The organism is Peptoniphilus catoniae, assembly GCF_901447155.2.
Taxonomy (GTDB): domain Bacteria; phylum Bacillota; class Clostridia; order Tissierellales; family Peptoniphilaceae; genus Peptoniphilus_E; species Peptoniphilus_E catoniae.
The window spans coordinates 223,533-250,216 of sequence record NZ_LR588413.1; the positions used below are offsets into that span (position 1 = coordinate 223,533).

25 protein-coding genes are annotated in these 26,684 nt (G+C 30.4%); 2 read left to right on the forward strand and 23 right to left on the reverse strand.

From position 1 onward, the window contains the following. Positions 1-8: 8 nt before the first annotated feature. The 17 genes from PEPCATONIAE_RS01295 to PEPCATONIAE_RS01375 form a co-directional block, all read right to left on the reverse strand. A complete protein-coding gene (locus PEPCATONIAE_RS01295; protein ID WP_346265067.1) occupies positions 9-638 on the reverse strand; it encodes a zinc dependent phospholipase C family protein in 630 nt (209 codons plus the stop codon). A 70-nt stretch (positions 639-708) separates the two neighbouring features. Further along, positions 709-2,364: a glycosyl hydrolase family 18 protein gene (locus tag PEPCATONIAE_RS01300; RefSeq protein ID WP_138159099.1), complete on the reverse strand. Its 1,656-nt coding sequence runs from the start codon at positions 2,362-2,364 to the stop codon at positions 709-711. Between the two features lie 171 nt (positions 2,365-2,535). Further along, positions 2,536-2,883: a 50S ribosomal protein L19 gene (gene rplS, locus PEPCATONIAE_RS01305; protein ID WP_138159101.1), complete on the reverse strand. Its 348-nt coding sequence runs from the start codon at positions 2,881-2,883 to the stop codon at positions 2,536-2,538. Beyond that, complete coding sequence (gene trmD / locus PEPCATONIAE_RS01310) at positions 2,874-3,614, reverse strand: tRNA (guanosine(37)-N1)-methyltransferase TrmD (protein WP_138159103.1); 741 nt, start codon at positions 3,612-3,614, stop codon at positions 2,874-2,876. The genes rplS and trmD overlap by 10 nt, the downstream gene beginning before the upstream one ends. Continuing rightward, on the reverse strand, positions 3,611-4,123 hold the full coding sequence (gene rimM, locus PEPCATONIAE_RS01315) for a ribosome maturation factor RimM (protein WP_138159105.1): 513 nt from the start codon (positions 4,121-4,123) through the stop codon (positions 3,611-3,613). Before rimM ends, trmD begins: the two co-directional genes overlap by 4 nt. Then, positions 4,107-4,343 (reverse strand): KH domain-containing protein, encoded by a 237-nt coding sequence (locus PEPCATONIAE_RS01320; protein ID WP_138159107.1) that lies wholly within the window; start codon positions 4,341-4,343, stop codon positions 4,107-4,109. The genes rimM and PEPCATONIAE_RS01320 overlap by 17 nt, the downstream gene beginning before the upstream one ends. Positions 4,344-4,362: 19 nt before the next feature. Further along, on the reverse strand, positions 4,363-4,653 hold the full coding sequence (rpsP, locus tag PEPCATONIAE_RS01325; protein ID WP_138159109.1) for a 30S ribosomal protein S16: 291 nt from the start codon (positions 4,651-4,653) through the stop codon (positions 4,363-4,365). A gap of 53 nt (positions 4,654-4,706) precedes the next feature. Continuing rightward, positions 4,707-6,044, reverse strand: a complete 1,338-nt coding sequence (gene ffh / locus PEPCATONIAE_RS01330) for a signal recognition particle protein (RefSeq protein ID WP_138159111.1) — start codon at positions 6,042-6,044, stop codon at positions 4,707-4,709. A gap of 1 nt (position 6,045) precedes the next feature. Further along, positions 6,046-6,435 carry a YlxM family DNA-binding protein gene (ylxM, locus tag PEPCATONIAE_RS01335; RefSeq protein ID WP_138159113.1) on the reverse strand — a complete coding sequence of 130 codons (390 nt, stop codon included), beginning with the start codon at positions 6,433-6,435 and terminating at the stop codon, positions 6,046-6,048. 101 nt (positions 6,436-6,536) lie between these two features. Next, complete coding sequence (alr, locus tag PEPCATONIAE_RS01340) at positions 6,537-7,712, reverse strand: alanine racemase (RefSeq protein ID WP_138159115.1); 1,176 nt, start codon at positions 7,710-7,712, stop codon at positions 6,537-6,539. Positions 7,713-7,721: 9 nt separating this feature from the next. Further along, a complete protein-coding gene (gene ftsY, locus PEPCATONIAE_RS01345) occupies positions 7,722-8,918 on the reverse strand; it encodes a signal recognition particle-docking protein FtsY (protein WP_138159117.1) in 1,197 nt (398 codons plus the stop codon). Positions 8,919-8,927: 9 nt separating this feature from the next. Beyond that, positions 8,928-12,473: a chromosome segregation protein SMC gene (smc, locus tag PEPCATONIAE_RS01350; protein ID WP_138159119.1), complete on the reverse strand. Its 3,546-nt coding sequence runs from the start codon at positions 12,471-12,473 to the stop codon at positions 8,928-8,930. Beyond that, positions 12,464-13,531 (reverse strand): elongator complex protein 3, encoded by a 1,068-nt coding sequence (locus tag PEPCATONIAE_RS01355; RefSeq protein WP_138159121.1) that lies wholly within the window; start codon positions 13,529-13,531, stop codon positions 12,464-12,466. Before PEPCATONIAE_RS01355 ends, smc begins: the two co-directional genes overlap by 10 nt. Continuing rightward, entirely contained in the window at positions 13,524-14,222 is a 699-nt protein-coding gene (gene rnc / locus PEPCATONIAE_RS01360) for a ribonuclease III (protein ID WP_138159123.1), read from the reverse strand. The genes PEPCATONIAE_RS01355 and rnc overlap by 8 nt, the downstream gene beginning before the upstream one ends. Next, on the reverse strand, positions 14,223-14,447 hold the full coding sequence (acpP, locus tag PEPCATONIAE_RS01365; RefSeq protein ID WP_138159125.1) for an acyl carrier protein: 225 nt from the start codon (positions 14,445-14,447) through the stop codon (positions 14,223-14,225). After that, positions 14,444-15,424, reverse strand: coding sequence for a phosphate acyltransferase PlsX (gene plsX, locus PEPCATONIAE_RS01370; protein ID WP_138159127.1), 981 nt, complete (start codon positions 15,422-15,424; stop codon positions 14,444-14,446). Before plsX ends, acpP begins: the two co-directional genes overlap by 4 nt. A gap of 213 nt (positions 15,425-15,637) precedes the next feature. Continuing rightward, entirely contained in the window at positions 15,638-17,629 is a 1,992-nt protein-coding gene (locus tag PEPCATONIAE_RS01375; protein WP_138159129.1) for an S-layer homology domain-containing protein, read from the reverse strand. A 163-nt stretch (positions 17,630-17,792) separates the two neighbouring features. Between PEPCATONIAE_RS01375 and PEPCATONIAE_RS01380 the strand changes: the two genes are divergently transcribed. Both PEPCATONIAE_RS01380 and PEPCATONIAE_RS01385 read left to right on the forward strand, forming a co-directional pair. Beyond that, positions 17,793-18,527 carry an NAD(P)-dependent oxidoreductase gene (locus PEPCATONIAE_RS01380; protein ID WP_138159131.1) on the forward strand — a complete coding sequence of 245 codons (735 nt, stop codon included), beginning with the start codon at positions 17,793-17,795 and terminating at the stop codon, positions 18,525-18,527. Then, on the forward strand, positions 18,517-19,044 hold the full coding sequence (locus tag PEPCATONIAE_RS01385; RefSeq protein WP_138159133.1) for a hypothetical protein: 528 nt from the start codon (positions 18,517-18,519) through the stop codon (positions 19,042-19,044). The genes PEPCATONIAE_RS01380 and PEPCATONIAE_RS01385 overlap by 11 nt, the downstream gene beginning before the upstream one ends. 30 nt (positions 19,045-19,074) lie before the next feature. Here PEPCATONIAE_RS01385 and ppsA read toward each other — a convergent pair whose 3' ends face one another. The 6 genes from ppsA to PEPCATONIAE_RS01415 form a co-directional block, all read right to left on the reverse strand. Continuing rightward, on the reverse strand, positions 19,075-21,435 hold the full coding sequence (gene ppsA, locus PEPCATONIAE_RS01390) for a phosphoenolpyruvate synthase (RefSeq protein ID WP_138159135.1): 2,361 nt from the start codon (positions 21,433-21,435) through the stop codon (positions 19,075-19,077). Between the two features lie 42 nt (positions 21,436-21,477). Further along, entirely contained in the window at positions 21,478-22,029 is a 552-nt protein-coding gene (locus PEPCATONIAE_RS01395) for a class IV adenylate cyclase (protein WP_180339332.1), read from the reverse strand. Then, the gene (locus tag PEPCATONIAE_RS01400; protein ID WP_138159139.1) at positions 22,029-22,712 is read right to left on the reverse strand and encodes a metallophosphoesterase; all 684 of its coding nucleotides are present in this window, start codon (positions 22,710-22,712) and stop codon (positions 22,029-22,031) included. Before PEPCATONIAE_RS01400 ends, PEPCATONIAE_RS01395 begins: the two co-directional genes overlap by 1 nt. A gap of 2 nt (positions 22,713-22,714) precedes the next feature. Beyond that, positions 22,715-25,018 (reverse strand): ATP-binding protein, encoded by a 2,304-nt coding sequence (locus PEPCATONIAE_RS01405; RefSeq protein WP_138159141.1) that lies wholly within the window; start codon positions 25,016-25,018, stop codon positions 22,715-22,717. After that, entirely contained in the window at positions 25,008-26,054 is a 1,047-nt protein-coding gene (locus PEPCATONIAE_RS01410; RefSeq protein WP_138159143.1) for a metallophosphoesterase family protein, read from the reverse strand. The genes PEPCATONIAE_RS01405 and PEPCATONIAE_RS01410 overlap by 11 nt, the downstream gene beginning before the upstream one ends. Before the next feature lie 75 nt (positions 26,055-26,129). Next, complete coding sequence (locus PEPCATONIAE_RS01415) at positions 26,130-26,678, reverse strand: isochorismatase family protein (protein ID WP_138159145.1); 549 nt, start codon at positions 26,676-26,678, stop codon at positions 26,130-26,132. Between the last annotated feature and the right edge of the window lie 6 nt (positions 26,679-26,684).

The window sequence follows — 26,684 nt, forward strand, 5'->3', positions numbered from 1 at the left end:
AGATCCTTTTATATAAATTGAAATTGTAATTCTACAGAATATTCTAGTATTGTTTCTATAATAAAATAAGCAATATCTCCGCTTAATTTAAGGGCATAATCTAAATCAGTTGAAAACCCTTTTGGTGCTTTCATATAACAGTCTACCGCATCATTAATATAGGTCTTTATCCTCGTTTGCAACGACTTTTTGCCGTTATTGTAAATATTAAGTTTTGCTATATCCCAGTTAATTTCTGCAAATTCATGGTTTTCAGCATAAATCCCCAGGTCTGACTCATATTTTATATGACTTTTCATACTATTAATAAAAGTCATTCTGTAGGCGTGGGGATAACAATTATAATCACACAAATAGTGAGAAATTATTCCTATTTTCTTGCTTAAATATTTAAGTAGCAAGGAATCCTTATCCCCATGTAAATCAGCATACCTGCAAAGATATATTAAAGAAACTATCTCCTTAGCTATATAATCTATACTTTCTTCTTTATAATGCCTTATAAGTTTATAATAAGGAAGCACATCAGGTGCAATTGCTCCCCATTGTAATTTATCGATATTTAAATCAACATCATATTTATTAAGTATATTATCATGAATATTCCTAGCAATAATCTTATGCGTTTGAGTTAAAATTTTCTACACCCCTTATAAACATCTAAGTTAATTCTATAACACCTTAGGAAGTTTTGCAATAATTATATAGCTAATAGTATTCAATAGCAGATAAAATTTCTTCTATTTTTATCCAAACATCAGGTGTCTCAAGACCTTTTTGCCAACTGGCAACCCCTGCCAAATTATACTTATTGATAAGAAGTGTTTTATACTCAAGGCTTTTGGCATCTTCTATCCAAAGTTTATATTTTTTACCATTCTCATTGTATTCAACATAACTTTGTTTAATTTCTTCATCCCACTTAGGGAAAAGATTTCTCTGACTTACTATACTGTTAACTTTATCCATTGATATTGAGTTTGATTTTAAGCTATTCCCCGACTCTTCCCATAGTCTTGAATAAAACGGTATGCAAAGCACAAGTTTTTCCTTCGGAATGGTTCTAAATAAGTTGTTTAAATTACCTTCAACCCAACTGTATTCAGCTACCGATCCCGCCTTGTCAGAGCTTGACCAGTGTTGGTCATATGCCATAACCATTACATAATCACAAATTTCCGCAAGTTTTTTTCTGTCATAAGGCTCCTTTGTAACATCACCAGATATTTGTGGAGTAACATCTACGCTTACTATTAAACCTTCAGTTTTAAAAACCCCTGTTATCTCTCTTACAAATTGAGTAATTAAATCTCTGTCTTCTATATTAGTATGTTCAAAATCTATATTTATTCCCTTTAAATTATATTTTTTTACCAAGGCAAAGGTATTTTCTATTGCTTTTTGTCTTTTACTGCTGCTTTTTAAAACTTCATGAGTTATATCAGAGTCAAAAGAGTTATCTAAGTAACCCCAAACATCTATGCCCATATCCTCATATCTTTTTACATACTCATATTTTCCTCTATCTGTAATATCTCCACTCTTGTTTTCTAAAGAAAACCAGGTAGGACAAATTACATTAAGTCCGGGAACTGCCTTTATATTTTCTATAGAGCTATCGCTTTGAGTTGAATATGTATAATCCCAAGTCAAATTAAGAGGCTTTTTAGCCTCTTTTTTTTGATCTTTATCAAGCTTAAATTTATTTTCAGGGAATTTTACATTTAAAAGATCTTTTCTGATGTAGCCTAAATAGCCGTCTTTTTGTCTAACCTTATAAAAATCTCCGACCTCACCATAAACATAAACTTCTTCATTGTCTTTAAGAATTGCTACTATCGGTGATTTTGTGCTATCGCTTTCTCTCACATTTAGTCCGTCGCCTGTAGACACACCTATAGCATATTCAACATCTTCAAAGTCAAGAAGTAAAAGCTTTTTTTGATCTACATACCTAAGACTTACAGGATAATCGTAAATAAATGACTCTATAGGCAAATAAATCTTGTCTCCCTCTTTATATGCTGCCTGTCTTAGATCTATGGTTTTCCCATTTAAATCTAAGCTTTTTTCATCAAGCTTTATTCTCTTTGTTCCAGCCTGATTTACAAGTACTATAGTTTCTTCTTTTTCATCATAATATGCTGTGTCGTCTAAATTTTCTTTTATGTAATCCAATGACAAATAGTACATACCGTCATTTCTTGTGAAATCATCTTTATCTATGTCCTTATCTTCAGATATAAAACTGAATTCACTGTACTTCTTTGAAGTTTCTCCGGAAGGTCTCCCTTTTAAGAAATACACTCCCCCAGCTCCTCCAATTAAAAGCAGCAGGAGTAATCCAACAAAAAATTTTTTCATATAATCTACCTCTGTTCTTATAAAATGAGTATTCTACTACATTATATAGGCTAAACCTACAAATTAAAAGCATTTTATAACTTTTACTTTAAATAAGGTTTATAAATTAAATTAAAAATTTTTTAAATAATAGTTTCAACTAAAAAGAGACCTTTTAGGTCTCTTAAATAATTAGTAATTTGTTCTTCCTTTAACTTTAGCAGACTTACCTTGTCTATCTCTAAGATAAAATAATTTTGCTCTTCTAACTTTACCTTTTCTTGTTATTTCAAGCTTTGATATTCTAGGTGAGTTAAGTAGGAAAGTTCTTTCTACGCCAACTCCATAGGAAAGTCTTCTAACTGTAAAAGTTTTTCTTGAACTTTCGCCTTGAATTTTAATTATGGTACCTTCAAAAACTTGAATTCTTTCTCTTGTGCCTTCTATTATTCTGTAGTAAACTTGCACAGTATCTCCTACTTCAATATTAGGCAAATCTTTTTTTATTTGTTCAGCTTCAATTGCTCTTATTATGTCCATTCTTTTACCTCCCCTCTTTGTATATCGGTTAGTATCTTTTTTTCATAATCATTTAATTTTTCTAAATTTATTAAATCCGACCTTTTTTCAAGAGTTAGCTTTATAGCCATGTAGGTTCTATAATCTTGAACTTTTCCATGATCTCCACTTGTAAGCACATCGGGAACCTTTAAAGAATTAAATTCTTTAGGTCTTGTATATTGAGGATATTCCAAAAGTCCCTTATTAAAGGACTCCATTAAATAAGATTCCTCACTGCTTAAAACACCTGGTAGTAATCTGACAATACCATCTATCAGTACTAAAGACGCTACCTCTGCTCCGGTGAGTATATAGTCTCCTATAGAAATTTCTTCATCTACATAATTTTCAACAACTCTGTAGTCAATTCCTTCATAATGTCCATTTAACAAGACTAGATGTTTTTCCTTAGACAGCTCAACAAGCTTACTTTGCCTAAGTCTTGCACCATGAGGTGACAAATATATAACCTTTGAGTCCTCATCACTTACAGACTTTATAGCTCTATATATAGGCCCTACCTGCATTAACATACCAGGACCTCCGCCATAAGGATAATCATCTACCTTATTGTGCTTATTATCGGAAAAATCTCTAATATTAACCGAATTTATTTCTACCTTTTCACCTTTAATGGCTCTTGAAATTATACTGTAATTATTCAAAATTTCGAAAAACTCCGGAAAAAGTGTAAGGATACTGAATTTCAATTTATCATTCCTTCTATAGGGTCAATAGTTATTAATTTGTTTTCTACATCAACGTTCTTTATAAAGACCGAAACTGCAGGTATATAAGACTTTTCTTTAGCTTCAGACTCAAGAACATATACATCATTGGCCGGATTATCAATAACATCGATTATCTTGCCAAGATGTTTTCCTTTTAAATCAACTGCTTCAGACCCAATAATATCACTTACAAAATACTCTCCGGCATTAAGCTTTATCCTTTCAGAGTCGGGAACATAAATGTAACTTTCTTTAAACCCAAGAACATCATTTATGTTTTCATATCCTTTAAAGGTGATAAAAACAAATTTATTATTATCCAATACTTTAAGTATTTCAAACTCTTTTAAGTCTTCTCCAAGGAAAACTCTATCTAAATTATAGAATCTTTCAATATCTCGAGTCATTGGCAAAACCTTAACTTCGCCTTTAATTCCTCTAGTATTTATTATTTTACCTATTATTGAAAATTCACTTAATTTCTTCAATTTCTAAATTTACCCTTATGTTTTCTTTAAGAGAAATAGCTTTTAAAATAGATCTTATAGCCTTTGCAATCCTGCCTTGCTTGCCTATTATTTTACCCATATCTTTTTGGTCAACTCTAAGGGTTATTCTAAGCTCGTCTTTATCTCTTACAGATGTGATTTCTACCTTTTGAGGTTCATCTACTAAATTTTTGGCTATATATTCAATTAGTTCAACCATTGTTACTCCTCCATAGAAATCAATTTACTTCTGACTCTTCCTCAGATTGTTTTTCTTCAACTTTAACATCGTATACGCTGTTTTCCTTGAATATTCTGTCTACTGTATCAGTGGGCTTAGCACCATTTTTAATCCACTTATTAACTTTCTCTGAATCAACCACCACTTTTTTAGGCTCAGTAAGAGGATCGTAATATCCAATTTCTTCAATAAATCTACCATCTCTAGGGCTACGTGAATCAGCTACTACTATTCTATAAAAAGGATTCTTTTTAGCTCCCATTCTTCTTAATCTAATTTTTACTGCCATTATATTCACCTCCAAATATAAAATAAATTTATATTAATATAAATTTTAACTACTTAAAAGGAAAAAGGCATTTTAAACCTACCCATTTTTGGAGATTTGCTCATTTTTCCAAACTGCTTCATCATTTTTCTCAAATCCTTAAATTGCTTTAAAAGTTTATTTACATCTACGGGACTTGTACCACTACCCTGTGCAATTCTCTTTCTTCGAGAAATATCAATTATTTCAGGCTTAATTCTTTCTTCTTTAGTCATTGATTTTATAATTGCTTCAACTTTTACAAATTCTTTTTCATCAATTTTAATGTTTTTAAGAGCTTTATTATTCATTCCCGGTATCATTGCAAGTATGTCTTCCAAAGGTCCCATGTTTTTCATCTGTTCCATTTGATCTAAAAAATCGTCAAAGGTAAAGGTTTGAGTCCTAAGCTTTTTCTCAAGTTCCATGGCCTTCTTTTCATCTACATGCTCTTGAGCCTTTTCAATTAAGCTTAATACATCTCCCATGCCAAGTATCCTACTTGACATTCTATCAGGGTGAAAGCTTTCAATTTGATCAAGTTTTTCTCCTGTTGTAATGAATTTTATAGGCACGTCAGTTACAGCTCTAATTGATAGCGCTGCTCCCCCTCTTGCATCTCCATCAAGCTTTGTAAGAATTACACCACTAAGCTTAAGCTCTTTATCAAATGCTTCTGCAACATTTACTGCATCCTGGCCTGTCATTGCATCAAGAACTAATAAAATTTCCGACGGATTTGTTTCATAAGCTATGGACTTTAACTCACTCATAAGATTCTCATCAATATGAAGTCTTCCCGCTGTATCTATTAAAACCACATCATTGCCATTTCTCTTTGCATGCTCCAAGGCAGCTTTAGATATATCTACAGGGCTTATCTTATCACCCATGGAAAACACCGGTACATCAACTTGTTCTCCGACAACCTGCAATTGTTTAATTGCTGCCGGTCTATATACGTCACAGGCAACCAGTAATGGCCTTTTTCCGGATTTTTTCATAAGCTGAGCAAGTTTTGCAGAGGTAGTTGTCTTACCTGCTCCCTGTAATCCACTCATTAGTATTACAGTGGGCTTTTTTGAATAGTCAATTTTTGCTTCCTTTTCACCCATTAGCTTAGTCAATTCATCATTTACTATCTTTATAACTTGTTGACCCGGGGTTAGAGATTCCATAACCTCAGCTCCAAGAGACCTTTCTTTAACCTTTTTCACAAAATCCTTTACGACTTTAAAGTTAACATCCGCCTCAAGTAGAGCAAGTCTTACTTCTCTCATTGCAAGATCCAAATCTTTTTCTGACAATCTTCCTTTACCTCTAAGCTTTGCAAGAGTATTTTGAAGTTTATCAGAAAGTGATTCAAAAACCATATTACACCTCCTCGGCATTAAAAATTATGGTATAAATCTCACTCAAAGTTTTATTATCAATTTCCTTTGAATTTTCCTCTAGCTTTTTAAAAAGTTCCTTGAGTTTTTTCTTATCTTCCATCTTTTTTAAGTGCTTGCTTACTAACTTAAGGCTCTTTTCATAAAATCTTAAGTTTTGCTCAGCTCTTTTAATATTATCTGACACAGCTTGTTTACTTATATTAAGCTCTTCAGCTATTTCAGTTAAAGAAAAATCATAAGCATAATACATACTAAGTGATTTTTCCTGTTTTTCAGATAAAAGATCTCTATAAAAATCCAAAAGCATATTAATTTCAAAAACATTGCTAATCAATATATCACCATAGTTCTTTCTGTCAAGTTTTATCATTGACCCTACTTATTATACAGATATACTTCTGCTTTTGTCAATAAAAATTTAAAATATATTTTAAATTTAAAAAGAGATGACACAAATTGTATCATCCCTTTTTAAAACTCTTTTCTGTATTCTATAATATCATCTATCAATCTAAATGGTTTATTATTTTTTAAGTATAATTTAGGCAACCTTGGAGAAAGATGTGTACAAAAGGAGGTTACTATTTCGTCCGCCATATTGGCAAGTTCATCTATTTCTATAAACTCTTTCCCTTGCTTTCCTACAATAACCGCCTCATCTCCCATTTTACAATCCACACCTGTTACATCTACCATAAACTGGTCCATACATATTCTACCTATTTGCCTGCACCTTTTACCGTCTATTAAAACATTTATTTTTCCACTTAGTTGTCTTATTATTCCATCTGAATATCCTATAGGCACAGTTGCAATTTTCATGTCTTCATTAGCAGTAAATGTTAATCCATAGCTAACTTTATCACCTTTTTTTATTTCTTTAACTAGGGCGATTTGTGCTTTGATTTCTCCTATAAACTCTAGTTCAAATCCCTCATACTTACTTTTAACACCCTCAGGTGAACCATATTGTATAATTCCGGGTCTTACCGCCTCAAGATTATACTCTTTATAATTAAGCACTCCCTGAGAATTACAAATATGCCTTATTGGGATTTCTATCCCTAGAGCTTTAAGACCTTTATCCATTTCCATAAATTTATTAAATTGTTTTTCTGTATAATCTCTATCTGTATCTGCAACTGCAAAGTGAGAAAAAATTCCTTCTATTTTCAAATTAGATAGATTATATATGTCTTTAATTTCTTCTTGAGATTTTTTATTTACCTTAAACCCGATTCTGTTCATACCCGTATCTACAGCTATATGTATTTTAGTAATGACTCCCTTTTTAATTGCAAGCTCATTTAAGGCTTTTGCTTGATTGTAATCATAAGTACTTAATATTATATCCTCAGTAATCGCTCTATCAAATAGATAATCCGGTGTATAGCTTAAGACTAAAATCTTTATATCTTTAAATTTAGATCTAAGTTTTATTGCTTCTGTTATTGTTGCAACTGCAAAAAACTTTATTCCTTCATCTATTAGACACTCAACTATTGTTTCTTCACCAAAGCCATAAGCATTTGATTTCACAACGGATATAATTTCCGTACCTTCATTTATATTTTCCTTTATTTTATTAATATTCCTAATTAACTTATCAAGATCAATTTCTATCCAAGCGGGTCTAGTTAATTCCATAGATTCTCCTTAGTCAAATATCGCATCAATAAATGAGTCCATATTAAAGTCCTGTAAGTCCTCTATCTTTTCTCCGACTCCTACAAGCTTAATAGGTATTTTAAGTTCACTTTGAAGGGCTATTACAACTCCTCCCTTAGCCGTTCCATCAAGTTTAGTAAGAGCTATTCCTGTAGGATTGCAAACTTCTTTAAAAGTTTTTGCCTGACTAATGGCGTTTTGTCCTGTTGTCGCATCAAGAACCAAAATATTTTCTCTTGCAGCTTCAGGATATTCCCTGTCTATTACTTTGTTTATTTTTTCAAGTTCCTTCATTAGATTGGCTTTATTATGAAGTCTACCTGCTGTATCGCATATTAAAACATCCGAGTTTCTAGATTTTGCTGCAGAAATTCCGTCAAATATTACAGCTGCAGGATCCGCACCTTCTGAATGAGCTATAACTTCAACTACAGCCCTATCTCCCCATGTCTTTAACTGATCTATGGCAGCTGCTCTAAAGGTGTCTGCTGCGGCTATAAGAACTTTTTTACCTTCTGCTTTTAATCTTGCAGAAAGCTTTCCTATAGTTGTTGTCTTTCCAACACCGTTTACTCCTATTACAAGTATGATAAGTGGACTTTTATTTGATAATTCTGAATTTATATTTTTATCCATTAGTTTTTTTACTTCTTCTTTTAGAAGTGTTTTAACTAAGGACGGATCGTTTATTTTATTTTTTATAATCGTATCTCTAAGATTATCTATTAAAGTCATAGTAGTTGTCATGCCTACATCTGCAGATATTAAAATATCTTCCAAATCTTCTAAAAGATCATCTTCTATTTTTACGTAAGATCCTAAAATGGTGTTTATCTTAACTCCCATTTCGTTTCTGGTTTTTAAAAGACCTCGCTTTAATCTTTCAAGTAAAGGTAACTCTTTTTCAACCTCTTCAGATTCTTCCTCGAACTTTTGATCTTCTCCTTGAGCTTTTTTATCCAAGGATTCATTTTCAATTATTTTCTCTTCTTCATTGCTTTCCTTGTTTTCAAAGAATTTTTTATCAAGATTAGGTTCTTCTGAAATAGCTTCATGATTTTGTGAAAGCTCTTCACTTACATTCTCTTCTTCAACAAGTACACTTTCTTCTATTTTTTCTTTAACTTCTTCTACTGAATTTTCCTTTGTATCGTTTGAAAATTTATCCTTTATCCACTTAAACATAGTTGCCTCCTAATTTTTAAGTTCTACTGAAATCAACTTACTTATCCCCTTCTCTTCCATTGTAACTCCATAAAGAACATTTGCTATTTCCATAGTGAGTTTTCTGTGGGTAATAATTATAAACTGTATATCCTTTAAATCCTTTATATAGTCTGCATATCTGATTATATTTGCATCATCAAGGGCTGCATCTATTTCATCAAGTATGCAAAAAGGCGCTGGTTTTACTTTTAATATTGCAAAGAGTAGTGATACTGCCGTAAGAGCTCTCTCTCCTCCTGATAGCAAGGATAGAGATTGAAATTTTTTACCTGGTGGTTGGACGCTAATATTTATTCCTCCACCTAGAATATCATCTCCTTCAATTTCAATAGCTGCTCTTCCTCCGTTAAAAAGAATTTTAAAGATTTCATCAAAATATTTAGATATTTTAAGAAAACTCTTCTTAAACATATCCCTCATTTCTATTTCCATCTCTTTTAAAACGTTTAAAATTTCCTTTCTCGATATTAAAAGGTCGTTTTTCTGTTCTAAATTAAACTTTAATCTATTTGAAGTTTCTTCATAATCTTCTATGGCAAAAAGATTTATACTTCCTAAATCTTCTATAGCCTTAGTTAATTCCTTAATTTTAATTCTTATTGACTCTTTACTTCCTTCAATCGGTTCCCTTGTTTTCTCATCAAGGTTTACTCCATATTTTTCCAAAACTGCATCTTTTAGAGAATTGATTTTTACTTCAGTATTTTCAAAATATGATTCCAACTTAAAAAATCTTTTTTCCCTCTCCATAAGTTCATCTTTTAAACCGTCTATTTCTTTTACTAATTTTTCAGATTTATTTTCCAAGTCTGATCTTTTATTTTTAGCATCAATTATAAGATTTTTTATAAGATCTAAATTTTTACTTATAGAATCTCTACTCTTTGCTGAAATCTGATATTCCACTAAAAGCTGACCACTTTCATTTTCATTTTCTTTTATCAAGTTTAATAAATTAGAAATTTTATTTCTATCAATTTCATTAAAGTTTAAATTATTCTCTAAAGATTTTTTCAAATTATCTATTCTTGATTTTAATTTTACTTCTTCTAAACTTAGGTTTGATGAATCGATTCTTAATTTCTCAACTTCTTCTTTTAATAGGTCTAAATCTTCTTTGTCTTTTAAATTATCTTTGTAAGCTTCAAGCTTATTTTCTATTTCTAGAACTTCTCCCTTGATTTGTATATAATCACTTGTTTCAGCCGCAATGTTTTCTTCTAACTTATTTATTTCTTCAGTATATCTTAAAAGATAAGCATCATTTGATTTTTTACTGTTATTTAGATTTGATAAATTTATTTCAAGATTAGTCAACTTATTTTCTACTTGTCCGTAAGAATTTTCGATTTGTGATTTTTTTTCAGATTCAATTTGTAAATTCTTTTCTAATACAGTCTTTTTAGATAAAAGATTTTCATAATCAAATCTTATTTTACTAATATGGTCTTTAATTTCATTGAGTTGATTCTTTCTACTTAATATTTCATTAGATTGCTTAGAAATGTAACCTCCCGTTAAAGAGCCACCTATATTAAAACTGTCTCCATTAAGGGTTACTACTCTGTATGCTTTTGAAAATGTATTAGAAATTCTTGAGCCGCTATCAAAATCCTTTGTTATAATGACTCTAGCCAAAAGATAACCTATAATATTTTTAATTTTCGCATCATATTCCACAAAATCTTCGGCAAATCCTAAAACCCCATCTGATTTATAAGGGGCAAGATTAACATTTGAAGCTTTGTACTTAATAGAATTAATAGGCAGAAAGGTAACTCTTCCAAGTTTTCTATCTACTAAAAATTTAATCATATCTTTAGCGGCCTTATCGTCATTAATAATAATATTCTGTAAACTCGATCCAAGTGCTACGGATATAGCTTTTTCAAATTTAGGAGATACCTTAATGTTTTCAGCAACTGGTCCAATTAAATCTTTAGAAAATAAGCTTTGAGATTTAGACAAGTTCATAAAGCTTTTCACACTTCTATTGTAGCCCTCATAATTTTCGCTTATATTTTTCAAAGCATTAAATCTTGCTTCTTCTCTGTCTAAGTCTTCTTTTTTATTTAAAACTTCTATTTCAATTTCCTTGAATTCCTTATAAAATTCACTTAATTTTACTTTTGATTCTTCCTCTGAAGCCTTTAATGAAGTCAATCTTTCTGTTAAATCTTTATAACTTTTTTCGTTTGTTTCTAAAGCAGAGGTGATTTCTTCGTTATTTGCCTTTAATATCTCTAAATTTTTGTTTACACTTTCATGTCTTTCTTTACGATCTTTAATTAAAGAATCCTTTAAAGATAATTTAGATTCAATATAGGCTTTTTTCTTATGTAAATCTAAAATTTCATTGTTTTTTTCCTGATATAAATTTTCTCTTTCTTCTAAGCTTAGAATTTTATCTTTAAATTCTTTTTCAAGTAGTTTTATATTTTCAGATAAATCCGAATAGTTTTTCTCTTCCTCTGATAAATTTGATTTTATTTCTTCATTGCTATTTATTCTGTCCTCTAATAGTTGCTCCAGGTCTTCAATTTCTTGCCTTTTGCTTTCTGTATCCTTAATAAGATTTTCTTTTTTTGTTAAAATAATATTTTCTTTTGAATTAGCTCTTTCTATATTATTATTTATCTCTAAAATCTTACTTTGATTATCCTCTAAACTTTTATTAACATCGGCAAGCTCTTTTTTTAATTCCTCGTACTTTTCCCTTGATTTTCTTATCTTACCATTAGACTCTTCTATTTCTATCTCTAGGCTTTCTTTTTCTTTGGAATATTTTTCATTCTTTTTATTTTCCTGATCTATTTGTAAAAAAGTATTTTCTATTTCATATTTTTTAAGTTCTTCGAAAAGTCTCTTGTATTTTTTAGCATTGTCGGATTCTACTTTAAGAGTCTTTTCCCTTGATTCTATTTCTGAAATTATGTCATTAAGCCTTATTATATTTTCTTCTGTTTTTTCCAGTTTTCTTTCAGTTTGAACTTTTCTTAACTTATACTTGGATATGCCTGCAGCCTCTTCAAAAATTGCCCTTCTCTCTTCAGGCTTACTGCTTAAGACTTTTTCAATTTTTCCTTGACCTATTAATGAATAGCCGTCTTTGCCTATGCCTGTATCCATAAAGAGTTCTTTAATATCTTTAAGTCTACATTTAATATTATTAATTAAATATTCAGTTTCACCGGACCTATACATTCTTCTGGTTACGGAAACCTCGCTGTACTTTATAGGAAGAGTTCCATCGGAATTATCAAGATTCATAGTAACCTCAGCTAAAGACAACGCCCTTTTATTATCTGATCCTGAAAATATTACATCTTCCATCTTAGATCCTCTAAGATTTTTAACACTGCTTTCTCCAAGTACCCACATAATTGCATCGGAGATATTGCTTTTCCCGCTTCCATTAGGACCTACAATTCCTGTAATATTATTATTAAATTCAATTTTAGTCTTATTAGCAAAGGATTTAAAACCTTGTATATACAAACTTTTTAAATACATTTTATCTCCGTTTTTAAATAATCCTTTATATTTATGGTTTCTTCCTTATCCAAGAAAAACATAAGCTTACTGTCTGGCAAATCTCTATAGCTTAGCTTTAAACTAGAAAGATTTAAATCTTTAATAATCTTATTTTTAACTATTTTTTTCTGTCCTGATAAATTGGATATATTTTTATTAGAACAAAATATAAAGAGATCTTTATTATTTGTGTTTCTATCTTTAAAATAATCTACAATTATATCTCTCATTATTTCTCCTTCTACCAATTGCCTAATAGAAGGATGAAAGGGACCTGCAACTACATCTTTTCCCAACTGAATGTTTTCCGTAGGCTGCAGACCTATTCTTATTACATCAATATCATTAATCCTATAAAATTTTAGAAGCTCCTTTGATATTTCAACAGCCTCATTTAAGGTTAAAGGATTGTATATGCCTTTAAGATAATCCTTTTCCATTTGGGTCTGAGTAATTACAAGACTTGGATAAATCCTTACTATATCAGGATCTATTTCTTTAAATTTGCAAGCTGTATAATAAATCTTTTCCTTATCATCTCCAGGTAAGCCTATCATTTGTTGAAGCCCTAAAGTAAATCCCCAAGACTTTATTAAATCTGATGACTTAAATACACAATCTGCATCATGACCTCTCTTGGATTTTAAAAGCACATCTTCATTAAGACTTTGCACCCCAAGCTCAATTATATCGACGCCATATTTTTTCAGCATAGAAAGTATATTTTCATCAATGCAATCAGGTCTTGTAGATAATCTTATTCTGTGAATCAAGCCAAGATTTTTATAGCTCTTAGCTATTTTTAAAAAAGATTCCTGCTTATCAAGATTTATGGCAGTAAAAGATCCTCCATAAAAAGCAATTTCAATATTTGACTTATCTCTGAAATAGCTTAAATATTCTTTTATTCTTGCATCCAGGTAACTTTCATCTACATCTGTAATTTCAGAAGCTATCTTTTTTTGATTACAAAAAACGCAATCGTTTGGACAACCTAAATGAGGTACGAAAATAGGAATAATATTAATTTTACTCATTAACTACACCCAGTTTCTTTAAAGCATCTTTAGCGGCATTTTGTTCGGACTTCTTCTTGCTTTTTCCCTCTCCCGAACCTATTGTTTTTTTGTTAACAACTACATGAGTATAAAAAGTTTTATTATTATCAGGCCCCTCTTCCTTTACAAGAATATAATCAGCCTGTGAATTTTGCTTCTGCAGATATTCCTGTAGCAAAGATTTATAGTTTTTGGAACCCTTATGATCTTTTATATCATCTAATCTAGTTGCAAATAAATATAAAACAACCTTTTTTGCATTTTCAAATCCTGAATCCATATAAATAGACCCTATTATTGCCTCAAGGCAATCAGAAAGTATAGAAGGCTTTAAATTTCCCTTGTTTTTAATCTCTCCATGACCCAATCTAATATATGCCCCAAGATTAATGGATTTAGCTACCTGAAAAAGACTGTCTTCACTTACAACTTGAGATCTTAACTTTGATAAATCTCCTTCTCTAAGGTTAATGTAATAGTTGAAAAAATACTCTCCTATAACTAAATCTAAAACTGCATCTCCGAGAAACTCCAGTCTTTCATTATCAATTATTAGTGAAGATTTTATTTCATTTGCATAGGAAGAGTGAGTAAGAGCTGTTTTAAGTAAAAATAAATCCTTATATTCATAATTTAATTTATTGATAAGCTCCTCTAAATTTCCCTTCAATTATTCCATCTCTTCCATATAGTCCAAAACATCACCTATAGTATGAATTCTTTCCAATACTTCATCTTCAATTTCGATGCCAAACTCATCCTCTATACTCATAACAAGCTCTACTATATCTATTGAATCCGCATTTAAATCATCTTCAAAGGATGTGTCTTCATTTATTTCATCTACATTCCTATTAAATTGATCAGCTATAAGTTCTAAAATTTTCTCTTTCATTTCTCTTCCTCCATAAAAGTATCCCTTAATTTTTCTATTATATTATTTTCTTGAGCAAAGACTCCGGATTTAGCTGCGTTTTTTATGGCTCTAGCATCAGAGCTTCCGTGAGCCTTAATTAAAATTTTGTTAAGACCAAGCAATAATACACCGCCTACATCTTTATAGTCAAGAGATTTAGAAAAGTTCTTTAAAATCATTGCTCTTTGCTCATCAGTAATGTCAGTTTCTAAAAGAGTTTTTTTAAGGGTTTTTACTAGAAAGCCTGCAACTCCTTCTGTAGTTTTTAATATGGTGTTACCAACAAATCCATCACATATAACCAAATCGCAAATTCCCATACTTATATCTCTTGCTTCGACATTTCCTATAAAGTTAAGATTTGAATCCTTAAGAAGGCTGAATGTTTTCTTTGTAACACTGTTACCCTTTCCTTCTTCAACTCCCACATTAAGAAGGCCTATTTTAGGATTTTCTATACCTAATGATTCCAAATAAACTTTACCGGTTTCAGCAAATTCAAAAAGTAAATTTTCATCACAATCCATATTTGCTCCTGAATCGATTAACAGGGTTTTCCCTTTTATATTCGGAATAAATGTAGGAAGAACGGCTCTTTTTATATTAGGTATCCTTCCTACTATAAAAAGTCCTCCTGCCAGTAGTGCCCCGGTACTGCCGCAAGACACAAAACAATCGTAGGTATTTTCTTTAAGCATGCCTAAACCCCTTACTATAGATGAGTCTTTTTTTCTTCTAATAGCTGTTGCAGGATTGTCGGAGTTTTCTATAACTTCTTGGACATTTATTATTTCAAAATCTAAGTTAAGGTCGTTTTCTTCCGCAGCCTTTCTTATTTCTTTTTCATTTCCAATTAGTGCTACTTCAACACCAAATTCATCCCTTGCTTCAATTGCTCCTTTAATAACTGATAAAGGCGCATTATCTCCTCCCTGGGCATCAAATAAAATTCTCATTTTACCTCCATTTTAAAAGTTATATTTTATATATTTAATAATCTAATATAGATATTGTCAAGCTATATAAATTTAATCACCTTATACAAAAGATACCAAAAAAACTGTGAAATGTTAAGATATATGAAATTAAATATTTCTTTATAAACAAAAATAAAAATTTCCATAAAAAAAGCAGATGTAAATTTCACACCTGCTTTTGATTATAAACCTTTAATAGTATCTGTTAAAGTCATAGTAATAATCTGAAACAAATCTTCCAGTATTATCTATTTTATCAATACTTACTGTTGATAAGCCTGATCCTGAAGAATCCTTTAGTCCTCTTACTCTTAAAATATCATACCAGGAAAACTCAGGATAATTTCCCTCTCTTGTAATTCTAAATTCATCATTTTTGCTGACATTACTATTATTTGAATTTATTGTCTTAATAGTGTAGGTATATCTAGTTGTTGAAAATGCGTAATCAGTTTCAATTTTTGTAACCTGTGCAATAATATCTATTTGAGATCCTTGATTTGTTTCTCTAATTTCTACTACTCTATCTCCGTTAATTTCTATCTCACATTTTAAACCCTTAAGCTGATATACTGATGGACTGGCTGTATATAGGCTTGAGTTTCCAAACTTATATTTAGTGTCTTTAGTTAGATAATAGGTGTTTGTTGAATATGCAGATTTAAATTTAATTTCACCTGTACGATCGTCATATCTTGAATAATTGTAGCTACTCAAATAGGCGTCAGTAATTTCTCCAACTAAAACATTTTGCGGTCTAGCTGATGTTGATGTTATAAATTTATAATTTGTACTAAAGGTCACTCTTTCTCCTGTTCTTATATCCTTAAACAAGCTTGTAGAATAGAAAGGATTTGAAACAGAGCTGTAGCTTCCGTAGAAAGTATAGTCTTTATTATTGTCAAGTCTAAGGGTTATAGACTCCCTATTATTAGTTTGAGTTGATGCTGAGGCAATGCTTACTACTGTTCCTGTAACTTGTCCGCTCTTTGGAAGTATATCTGCTTCACTTATATTACCGGAACTATCAGTTTTAAATTCGATTATATCATCGTAATATATATCATTTAATGATGCTTGTTTTCCTAATCTATAGATCTTAGCATTTGAAGCAAATTTAAAGGTTCCTGATGTAGTTGTTGAAATCTTTGTATCCTTTGATAAATCTACATCCTTGTCGTTATTTCTATAGCTTATTGATATACTGTCTGTTCCTTTACTTGTTACATATCCTATTAAATCTTTAGATGAGCTTGTAACCTCAACTGTTTTTGCAAGACCCTCAACTGTGGAATCGGAATCTTGAACATAGGTGATTTTTACTTCTTGGTCTTTTTTTAAGTCTTCAAATTTTACAGTTGAATTATTCATTTTGTAAGTAGTACTTGAATCAACTTTAAACTGATGGTTGCTTCCGTCTTTTTCTATAATTATTGTCTTTACATTATTAATATTAACAGGTAAAACAACTTTTCCTGTTATAGTTTTTGTTTCAGTGTTAAGAGCTGCAGATTTACTGTAGTCATAAGAAAGTTTAGTTATTTTAGCCATTTCTGATCTTCTAATGTGTCTAGTTCCTTCAAACTTTCCATCTGAACCTGTTGATGAAAAAATTCCTGCCTTAACAAGAGAAGCTAAATATCCTCTTGTAGTTGAAGGGATTTTATCCTTATCTTCATGTCTTAAATAGCTTTCATCTCCACTACTTGATAATCTTAAAGCTCTCGCATAGTATACTGCTATTGTATTTCTATCAGGATATATTATATTCTCAGAATCAATGAATCCCTTACTTTGAGCTTCCTTAACTGTATCAAGAGTAATAACGTCCTTTTCAATTGCTATTGCAGCAGCTTCCTTAGCCCAACCATCTATTCCATAGTAGCTTAAATCACTACCATATCTTTGAACAGCTTTTGTAACTTCACTTGAAGGTGCATTTATTACGCCCATTATAAGTTTAAGAACTTCTTGAAAACTTACAGCTCTATCGGGTTCATAGTTTCCATTAGGATAACCTTCAATAACACCTTTGTCACTCATTTCATCAATATATGAGTATGCCCATCCGTAAGGACCGCCTTTTTGCACATCCTTAAATTCTTTGGCAAATATCGTTGATGTTAGTAGCATGGTCGTACACAATGATGCTCCAATTATTTTTTTAAATTTATTTTTATACATTATAACCTCCTAATCATCAATTCTAAGTATACTTACTTGGACTTATTATATCATATCAGTACCTTACCTTTTATTACAAATTCATTGCAATAATTAATCTTTGCTTCATTAATTGTTTATTTAGTGAAATTTGATGTATAATTATTGAAAAAGGAGGGATATTATGAGGTACTTACCTATGGGTTTTGATACTGAAAATAAAAACGTTTTGGTCCTTGGAGGCGGGCTTCTTGCACTTTCAAAGATTAAAGACTTAATAGATACGAATTTTAAAATTTATGTTATTGCCGATTCCTTTGTTGATGAGGTGTTGGATCTTCAAAAAAAATATTCTGAAAGATTTTTCATTAAGGAAGAGGTACTAACTGAAGAGTTTATATTTTTTAACTATGATTATTTAATTATTGCAACTAATGACTTTGTTCTTAACTCGGCTTTTGAAAAAAGAGCAAAAAAATCAGGTATACTCTATGAAAGATGTGACATTCTTTCTGAATCAGACTTAATTATTAACAAGTCCATTTCTAAAAACGGAATAACTATAGGCCTTGATACTCATAAAATGAATCCTGCCATAAAAGATATTATAGTTAAGGATTTAGATGAGTTTTTAAATAGGTACAATCCCGAAAAATTGAATTTGCTTAATGATATAAGATCAGAGCTTGTAAGAAAAAATTCTCCGGATATTGATGAAACAATAAAAAAACTGTATACGGAAGAAAAAATCACAATAGATAGTTATCTTAAAGAAATTAAAAAATCAGAAGATAAAAAAGATAATTTTAAAAACCCAGAAGATGCAAAAAAAGAAATTAATATTATAGAAGATAATATAAAGAAAGACGATATAAATTTAAAAACTGATATAAAGGATGATTCGAACATTGAAAAGTAAAGATATTAAATTATATAATATGATACTTCCTATTTGGATGTTGATTATTTTCCCACCTGCTTGGATAGTTACTATACCGATGAATTTTATAATTGACTCTTTGGTTTTGATTGTTGCCATGAAAGTTTTAAGCCTTGACAATAGAAAGGATATTTATAAAAAAACTATCTTACCTATAGTTATATTCGGATATTTAAGTGACTTAATAGGAGGAGGTCTTTTAACCGCTCTATCTATCTTTAATGACTTTTACCATTTTTTTAAGTTCTCTAATGAATTAAGCTTCTCAATAGCCTACGCACCTACCGAAAGTCTGGCATCTTTTCTAATAGTTTCTTTCTTTGTTATAGTGTCAGGGATTTTTATTTATATCTTTAATTATAAATTGTCTTTTAAGAAGCTCTCACTATCCTGTGAAATAAAAAAGAAGCTGGCTCTTGCTCTTGCAATATTTACAGCTCCTTATACTTTCCTTATTAGTCTTGATTTTTTAAATAATTTTTTCAATCTATATTAAAGGACTGCCTAAGCAGTCCTTTTTTAATTCTTAATCTCTCTTTTCTCTAAGACCTCTAAGTATCATTTTTTGTTCAACTGATGCTATAAGTCTTCTTGTATATTCAACTGTGTCAGGGTTAACGCTCATTGAGGTAACTCCGCACTCAACTAAATACTCAGCAAGCTCCGGATACTGACTTGGTCCTTGGCCACAAATTGAGCATGTTTTTCCTTTTTTATTGCAAGCTTCAATTAGAATTTTAAGTGCTCTCTTAACAGGCTCGTTTCTTTCGTCAAAGTATCCCATATTATTAAGGATTCCTGAATCTCTGTCGGCTCCCATAACAAGCTGCGTAAGGTCATTTGAACCTATTGAGAATCCATCTACCAACTCAGCAAATTCTTCAGCTTGGAAAACTACTGAAGGTACTTCAGCCATAATCCATATTTTAAAGTTTTTATTTTGCTTTAGACCTTCACTTGCCATTATTTCTTTAACTTCTTTTAGTTCTTCAATGGTTCTTACAAATGGAAGCATAGCTATTACATTAGTTAGACCGTAATCCTCTCTTACCTTTTTCATAGCTCTACATTCAAGTCTAAAGCCTTCTTCATATTCAGGCGAAATATACCTTGATACGCCTCTCCAGCCTATCATAGGATTAGCCTCTATCGGTTCAACTTCATCTCCGCCCTTTAAGCCTCTAAACTCATTGGTTCTAAAGTCAGACATTCTAACTACAATGTTTCTTGGGTAAATAGCTTGAGCTACCTTTGATATACCCTCTGCAAGCTTTTCAATCATGAAATCCCCTTGATTATTTTTAGCAAGATACATTGGGTGAGCACCTATCATATTTGTAAATATAAACTCTGTTCTCATAAGTCCTATACCGTCAAAAGGTAAATCCTTGTATCTTTCAATTAAATCAGGTTCTCCAAGATTCATGTAGATCTTAGTAGCTGTTACAGGTGCAACAAGATTCCTAATTGATGCAGTTAAATCTTCACTAACTTGTAAGCTTGTTTTTGATCCTTCTTCGACTTTTTTCTTTTCTTCTTTTAAAACATCTCCCTCATAGACTATTCCTCTAGTTGCATCCACAGTTACAAACTTTCCGTTTTTAAGAACTTTTGTAGCATTTTTAGATCCAACTATACAAGGGATTTGCAGTTCACGTGATACTATGGCAGCATGACAGGTTCTTCCGCCTTCATCTGTAACTACTCCTGCAGCCTTTCTCATAGCAGGTACCATGTCAGGATTAGTCATTTCAGTTACAAGAATGTCTCCTTCTTCAACAAGGTTGATTTCTGAAACATCCTTTATAAGCTTAACCTTACCCCTTCCTATTCCCGGTGATGCAGGAAGTCCTTTTACCAGTGTAGTTAAAACTTCTTTCTTTTCTTCTTCGTCTTTTATTGTAGTTATCGGTCTTGATTGCAAGAAATAAAACTCCTTTGTATCTTTATCAAAAGCCCATTCAGTATCTTGAACGCTTCCATAAAGTTCTTCAACTTTTAATCCTCTTTCGATTAATGTTTCGATTTCTTTCTTTGTTAAACATTCTCCATCTACATATTCTTCGCCAAGATAATCTTTAACATTTACCTGTTCTGTTCCTATACCGTCAGCTTTTTTTATAACCATAAAGTTTTTTGTAGCTATATGCTTCTCTTTTATCTCTTTAGTCTTTTTATCTATAATGTACTCATCTGGAGTTACTATTCCTGAAACAACAGCTTCTCCAAGTCCCCAACTTGCATTAATCATCATTTCATCTTTATTGCCGTTAATAGGATTTGCAGTAAACATTACTCCGGACTTTTCTGAATTAACCATTTTTTGTACAACTACTGAAAGTGAAACTTCAAAGTGATCGAAGTTTTGTTTTTCTCTATAATAAATTGCTCTTGAAGTCCAAAGAGATGCAAAGCATTTTCTAACATATTCAAGAAGTTTTTCTTCTCCTCTAATATGTAAATAGGTATCTTGTTGACCTGCAAATGAGGCATCAGGAAGATCTTCCGCAGTCGCTGATGACCTTACCGCAACTTCAGGATCCTTCATACCAATACTATCTGAAAATTCCTTGTAAGCTCTTTTTATTTCATTTTCTAGCTTATCAAAAAATTTTCCTTGGATAATTTTGTCTTGAATTGCTTTTGATGCTTCAAATAAAGCATTTACATCTTCAACATCTAAAGATGACATTAAAAATTTTACAGTTTCATCCAATGAAGAATGTTCAATAAATTCATCATAGGCTGTAGATGTAACACAAAATCCTGGTGGCACAGGCAAACTCATTCTTGTTAGTTCGCCAAGATTAGCTCCCTTACCACCAACCATATTAATATCTTTCTTTGAAATCTCATTAAACCATTTGATATAAGTGTATTCTGACATAGTATCCTCCTTTTCACAAAACTATTATAACATATTATTAAACTATGATATGCTATTTTTATAAATTTTTTTAAGTTCTGCAATAGATTTTGTAGAAATTGCTCTCTTATCCACATTTAATTTATTTAATACATCATAAAGATCTTCTTTGCATCTAAATTCAACCTCTATATATGGAAAAGGGTAAGTTTCTTTATCCCAACTGTCAAATTCAAACTTCATATTTTTATAAATATAAGAGGTCCTTTCCTTATATCCAGTATCATATTTATCATATCCTAAAGCTTTTAAGGTCTGAATAAGGTCATCTTTTTTATTTACAATAGTGTTATATTCAATATTTTCTCTGACTTCTTTATCTGAAATATGTTTTTTAAATGTGAAAAAAATAGTTTTTTCTCCTGTCAAAAGATTTTTTGTAGTTCTTATTCTAAGGTAACCCTTTGCTTTAGGATCTATAGGATTTATAGATGAATCTATAATTATATTTTCCTGCTCTTCTTTGCCTATAAGTTCAGCACCAAGATTAACTAATTTTTCTTCAATATCCTTGTTGTCAAGGCCTAATAATTTTACTTCAACTTCCTTTTCCATTATATGTTTATCTCCTGTAACTTAAAATCAACATAATCTGATGCCACGCATTTATAATCTACCTTGTTAATCTTTCCTTCTATAATAAACTTGTGTCCTTCTCCGTGTAAATGCCCATAAAGGCACAAATTTACTCCTCTTTCCGAACAAAAAACAGAGAAATCATTAGGTTCCTTATTTTGCATAAAGGGAGGGTAGTGAATCATCGCAATCTTTTTTTTACAATTCTCCAAGCCTGAAAATGAATTTTTAAGTCTTAGAATTTCTCTATTGTATATTTTTTCGTCTTGATCATTAAAGCCCGGAGTGTCTGTAGAATACCAACCTCTACTTCCAAAAATACCTACATCCCTATATACATAGTTATTATTGTGCAAAAACTCTATGCTTTTAAAACCCGCCTCTCTCATTTTACTTAAAGAAGTCCACCAATAGTCATGATTTCCCTTGGATATTATTTTTTTTCCAGGTAAATTATCTATGATCCTAAGGTCTACAAAGCTATCTGTAAATTTTAAAGCCCAGCTTGTGTCTCCAACTAATAAAACAAGGTCCTCATCTGACACTTTTTCCTTCCAATCAGAAATTATTTTTTCGCTATGGTTTATCCAGTTGTCACCAAATATATCCATGGGCTTTTCTCCTCGAAAATCAAAGTGTAAATCTCCAATTGCCCAAATCATAATTACTCCATTTCAATTAAATTATAATCTTTGTCCAGATTATCAAGAATTTTTTCTTCTCTATCTGTAGCTGTAAATATAATTATCTGTCTATTAGAATCAGATAAGTATAATAAAGCATTCTTAAGTCTCTCATTATCATATTGCAAAAAATGATCATCTAGTATTAAAGGAACATCTTTAAAAAGGATATCTATAATTGCAAGTCTAAAGGATAAATATATTTGATCTATAGTTCCGTTACTTAAACTTTCAAAATCCACAAACATTTCATTATCTTCATCGTAGACTTTTATATTAAAATCCTTATCAGCTATTATACTTCTATATTTATCAGCTGTAATTTTAGAAAGAAATTCTCCTATTTTATCTACAAGTTTTGGAAAAATTTCTTTTCTATTTTCATTTAAAATCTCAGAAATAATATACATAGCTTCCTTTATAGCTTCAACCTCTCCTTCTTTAGCTTTAAGCTCATCTAGGAGGGCCCTTTCTTTTTCCTTTAAATACATATAATGTCTGAATTTTTTTTCTTCTAATGAGAGGCTTTGTCTTAACTTAGCTAAATTAATTTCTAAATCTTTAATATTTATAGATTCTATAGGCTCAATACTTTCCAAATTTATTCCATGATTTAAAGATTCAATTTCCCTCCCATTTGCAAGGTGTTTTATATCATTTTCCAGTATTTTTATATTTGCCTCAGCATCTTTTAAATCTAAACCTTCAGTAAATTTATTCTTTAAATCTTCAAGATCTTCTACATTCGCTTCTTTACAAATTTTGTCTATCTCTTTCTCTACATTTTCTAAAGCCTTTTCTATTTTTTCAAGTTCTACCCTGTTATTCTTAGTCTCCTTTAATATAAGGTCTTGTTTATACTTCTCTGCTGCCTTTTCATTAATAAGAGTCTCTATATGAGCTTGGAGTGTAATTTCATCACTTAAACCATACTTTTCAAAAAGATATTTGAATTCATCATCCATTTCTTTTTTTTCTATGGTCTTATCATAGGAAAGTTCTTGATACTCTCTTAGTTTTAAATTAAGCCTTGATACTACATCCTTTGAAATTCTGTATTTTTGATATTTCAAAATGGCATATAAAAATATAAAAGCTGATACAATAATCAGATAATATTTTTTTAATAGCAAGGATCCTATAAGTGCAAGTATAGATAAGCCTGTAGATATAATTGTAAAAACAAGATACTTATTTACATCCTTACTGCTTAAATTAATATCTCTTAAAACAAATTCCATTTCTTTAGAATAATTAATAGAGTTAAGCTCATTAAGCTTTTTATTCATAAATCTTAGATTATAAAGATCTTTAGACAATTCATCTGTTTCTGTATCTTTTGTTATTTCAAAATTTCTATTTACTTTCGATATAAGGTTTTCTTTTAGTGTCTTTAGGCTAAGAGAACTTTTTTCAAGCTCTATTGCTCTTTCATAAGTTGTAGATTCAATGGCTTGAAGGTTATTTTTACCTGATATAAGCTCCGAAATTTCTTCTTTCTTCTTTATTATCTCGTTATAATCCATCTGCTGGGATAACTTATCTTTAAATTTTGATTTTTCTTCCGCCAAGTGGATACTTTCTTTTGTATCTCTTATTTCATTTCTTATATTTTGGCAATTTTTTATAGAGTCTTCATATTTAGGCAGTTCTTTTCTAATTTCCTTAATTTTACTATTTAAAGAACCTATAATGGTTTTGCTTCTGCTCTCTTTACCTAAAACATCAAGTTGCTTCTCTAAACTATCAAGGGATTTTCTACCATCAAATTCTTCGTCCTTAGTTAATACAAAATTTTCAAATTTCTTTTTTATTAATTCGTAACTTTCAGATTCAAGTTTTGTTTTAAGCTGACCTATAAAAAATGTATTTTCAAATATTTCTCTACTTACATCAAAAAACAGAACTCCAGGTTGACCTATTTTAGTAAACTTAAATATTAACTCATTTTTAGAAATATCTTCATTATTTGTAAAGTCTATTAAAGAAAGCTCATTATTGTTAAAATCTCTCTCCAACCTATAGTCTTTTCCCTTATAGGATAAAGTTAAATAGCCTCTGTAATCTTCCTTAATCCAAGGTTTATATTTTTTGTATTCATCTGAATAAATTCTTTTTTTAATTGAACTTTTAGCAAATCCGTAAAACATTCCACTTAAAAAAGAAGAAACCGTACTTTTTCCACTTTCGTTATTTCCCTTTATGATATTTAATCCATCAGTAAGTTTTATAGATTTATTATTAAATTTCCCAAATGAAATCATATTAAGCTCTTTAATCTTCATTTTTTGCCTCCATTAAAGCTCTTAATCCATAATCTATTACTTTTTCATTTCCTCTTGCTTTTTCTATAAACTTTCCCAATAGATTATCTTTGTTTTTTTCATATAAATCATCTAAATCATAATCAGGTTTTAAATCATCTTCTATTTCAAGATAAAAATAATTTAAACTGTAGTTTAAATATTCAATTAAATAATCAGAATCTCCATAGCTTCCAATTAAAGTTATTTTATTGAAATCCTTCTCTAAACCCTCTAACATATCTTCGATTTTATCTTTTATCGTATAAATCGACATTGTCTTATTAATTTCAAGATCATGCTTATAATAATTTCTTAAGCTTTCCCCCTTATAGTCAATCTTTAAATCTTTTGTTTTTTCGTCTAAATCAATCTCAATGAACCCATGACTTCCTGTATCTTTAAAGCTTACAGGCTCAGGTGACCCGCTATAATAAATCCTATTAGATATTTTTTGTCTTATATGAATATGACCTAGAGCCACATAATCAAATCCTAAACCTTCTATTTCTTCCTTATTTAAGGCAAAATGTTCTTCATTGATTGTGCTTCCATGTAACATAAGTATATTGCTGAAATTTTTATCTAAATTGAAATTAAAATCAGCTTTAAAGTCATACTTCTTATTCCATGAAAATCCATAAACTCTAAGTTTTAAATTTTCTATTTCAAAATATTCTTCCTTTTCAAAAAAATGAATATTTTTATTAAACTCGACTGTATAAATAGGTGAATCGGAATCAAGATAGTCATGATTCCCGCTTATTATAAAAATTTCAGTTTCTTTAACTGAGTTTAAAAGCTCAGCAAGTCTATCCATATCGCTTGCTGTAAAATAGTCTCTTTCGTAAATATCTCCACACAAAAGCAAAACATCTATTTTGTTATCCTTTACATAGTTAATATTTTTCTCCATAGTTTGCCAGATTTCTTCTCTTCTCTTGGAGGATACTTCAGGACTTAGTCTGCCTTTATAAAATCTTCCCAAATGAGTATCTGCCATATGTACTATTTTCATACAATCACCTAGTCAATTATATCACAGTTTATTGCCTTATAAAGCAAGAGAAAAGCCCGAGGCTTTCCCTCGAGCTTATATAATTAATTTTTGTACTTTTTTAAATTCGTCAGTACCTGATACAGAATTTAAGTCAAACATTATAGACTCTGTATTTGTTACAACGCATCCCATTTCTGACATAAGAGCCAATGAATTTTTGTAGTTAAATTCAGTTCTTGAACTTATTGCATCAGATGCTATAAATACCTCATAACCTTTTTCAATTAAATCCCTTACAGTTAACAAAACACAAATATGACCCTCTATTCCAGAAACTACTACTTGCTTTTTTCCTGTGCTTTCTATTGCTCTTCTAAAATCTTTATTAAGCATACAGCTGAATTCTGTTTTTGCAATCTCCTCCTGATTTAATATATCCAAAAGATCTTTATTGGTATTGCCTAGTCCCTTTGGGTATTGTACTGTTATTAGGCTTTCTATTTTCATAATTTTTGACATTTCTGCTAAAACTTTATTATATTTTAGCACTCTTTCGTTTTGATAAATCGCCTTTAATAATTTATCCTGAAGGTCAATAAATAAAAATAAAGCCCTCTCTCTATCCAATCTGTAATTTTTCATCTGTCC

Coding starts and splice junctions, on each gene's coding strand:
- PEPCATONIAE_RS01300 (WP_138159099.1), bottom strand. CDS start 2,364: ATGAAAAAATTTTTTGTTGGATTACTCCTGCTGCTTTTAATTGGAGGA.
- rplS (WP_138159101.1), bottom strand. CDS start 2,883: ATGGACATAATAAGAGCAATTGAAGCTGAACAAATAAAAAAAGATTTG.
- PEPCATONIAE_RS01320 (WP_138159107.1), bottom strand. CDS start 4,343: ATGGTTGAACTAATTGAATATATAGCCAAAAATTTAGTAGATGAACCT.
- rpsP (WP_138159109.1), bottom strand. CDS start 4,653: ATGGCAGTAAAAATTAGATTAAGAAGAATGGGAGCTAAAAAGAATCCT.
- ffh (WP_138159111.1), bottom strand. CDS start 6,044: ATGGTTTTTGAATCACTTTCTGATAAACTTCAAAATACTCTTGCAAAG.
- ylxM (WP_138159113.1), bottom strand. CDS start 6,435: ATGATAAAACTTGACAGAAAGAACTATGGTGATATATTGATTAGCAAT.
- alr (WP_138159115.1), bottom strand. CDS start 7,712: ATGGAATTAACTAGACCCGCTTGGATAGAAATTGATCTTGATAAGTTA.
- ftsY (WP_138159117.1), bottom strand. CDS start 8,918: ATGTTTAAGTGGATAAAGGATAAATTTTCAAACGATACAAAGGAAAAT.
- smc (WP_138159119.1), bottom strand. CDS start 12,473: ATGTATTTAAAAAGTTTGTATATACAAGGTTTTAAATCCTTTGCTAAT.
- PEPCATONIAE_RS01355 (WP_138159121.1), bottom strand. CDS start 13,531: ATGAGTAAAATTAATATTATTCCTATTTTCGTACCTCATTTAGGTTGT.
- acpP (WP_138159125.1), bottom strand. CDS start 14,447: ATGAAAGAGAAAATTTTAGAACTTATAGCTGATCAATTTAATAGGAAT.
- plsX (WP_138159127.1), bottom strand. CDS start 15,424: ATGAGAATTTTATTTGATGCCCAGGGAGGAGATAATGCGCCTTTATCA.
- PEPCATONIAE_RS01375 (WP_138159129.1), bottom strand. CDS start 17,629: ATGTATAAAAATAAATTTAAAAAAATAATTGGAGCATCATTGTGTACG.
- PEPCATONIAE_RS01380 (WP_138159131.1), top strand. CDS start 17,793: ATGAGGTACTTACCTATGGGTTTTGATACTGAAAATAAAAACGTTTTG.
- ppsA (WP_138159135.1), bottom strand. CDS start 21,435: ATGTCAGAATACACTTATATCAAATGGTTTAATGAGATTTCAAAGAAA.
- PEPCATONIAE_RS01395 (WP_180339332.1), bottom strand. CDS start 22,029: ATGGAAAAGGAAGTTGAAGTAAAATTATTAGGCCTTGACAACAAGGAT.
- PEPCATONIAE_RS01400 (WP_138159139.1), bottom strand. CDS start 22,712: ATGATTTGGGCAATTGGAGATTTACACTTTGATTTTCGAGGAGAAAAG.
- PEPCATONIAE_RS01405 (WP_138159141.1), bottom strand. CDS start 25,018: ATGAAGATTAAAGAGCTTAATATGATTTCATTTGGGAAATTTAATAAT.
- PEPCATONIAE_RS01410 (WP_138159143.1), bottom strand. CDS start 26,054: ATGAAAATAGTACATATGGCAGATACTCATTTGGGAAGATTTTATAAA.
- PEPCATONIAE_RS01415 (WP_138159145.1), bottom strand. CDS start 26,678: ATGAAAAATTACAGATTGGATAGAGAGAGGGCTTTATTTTTATTTATT.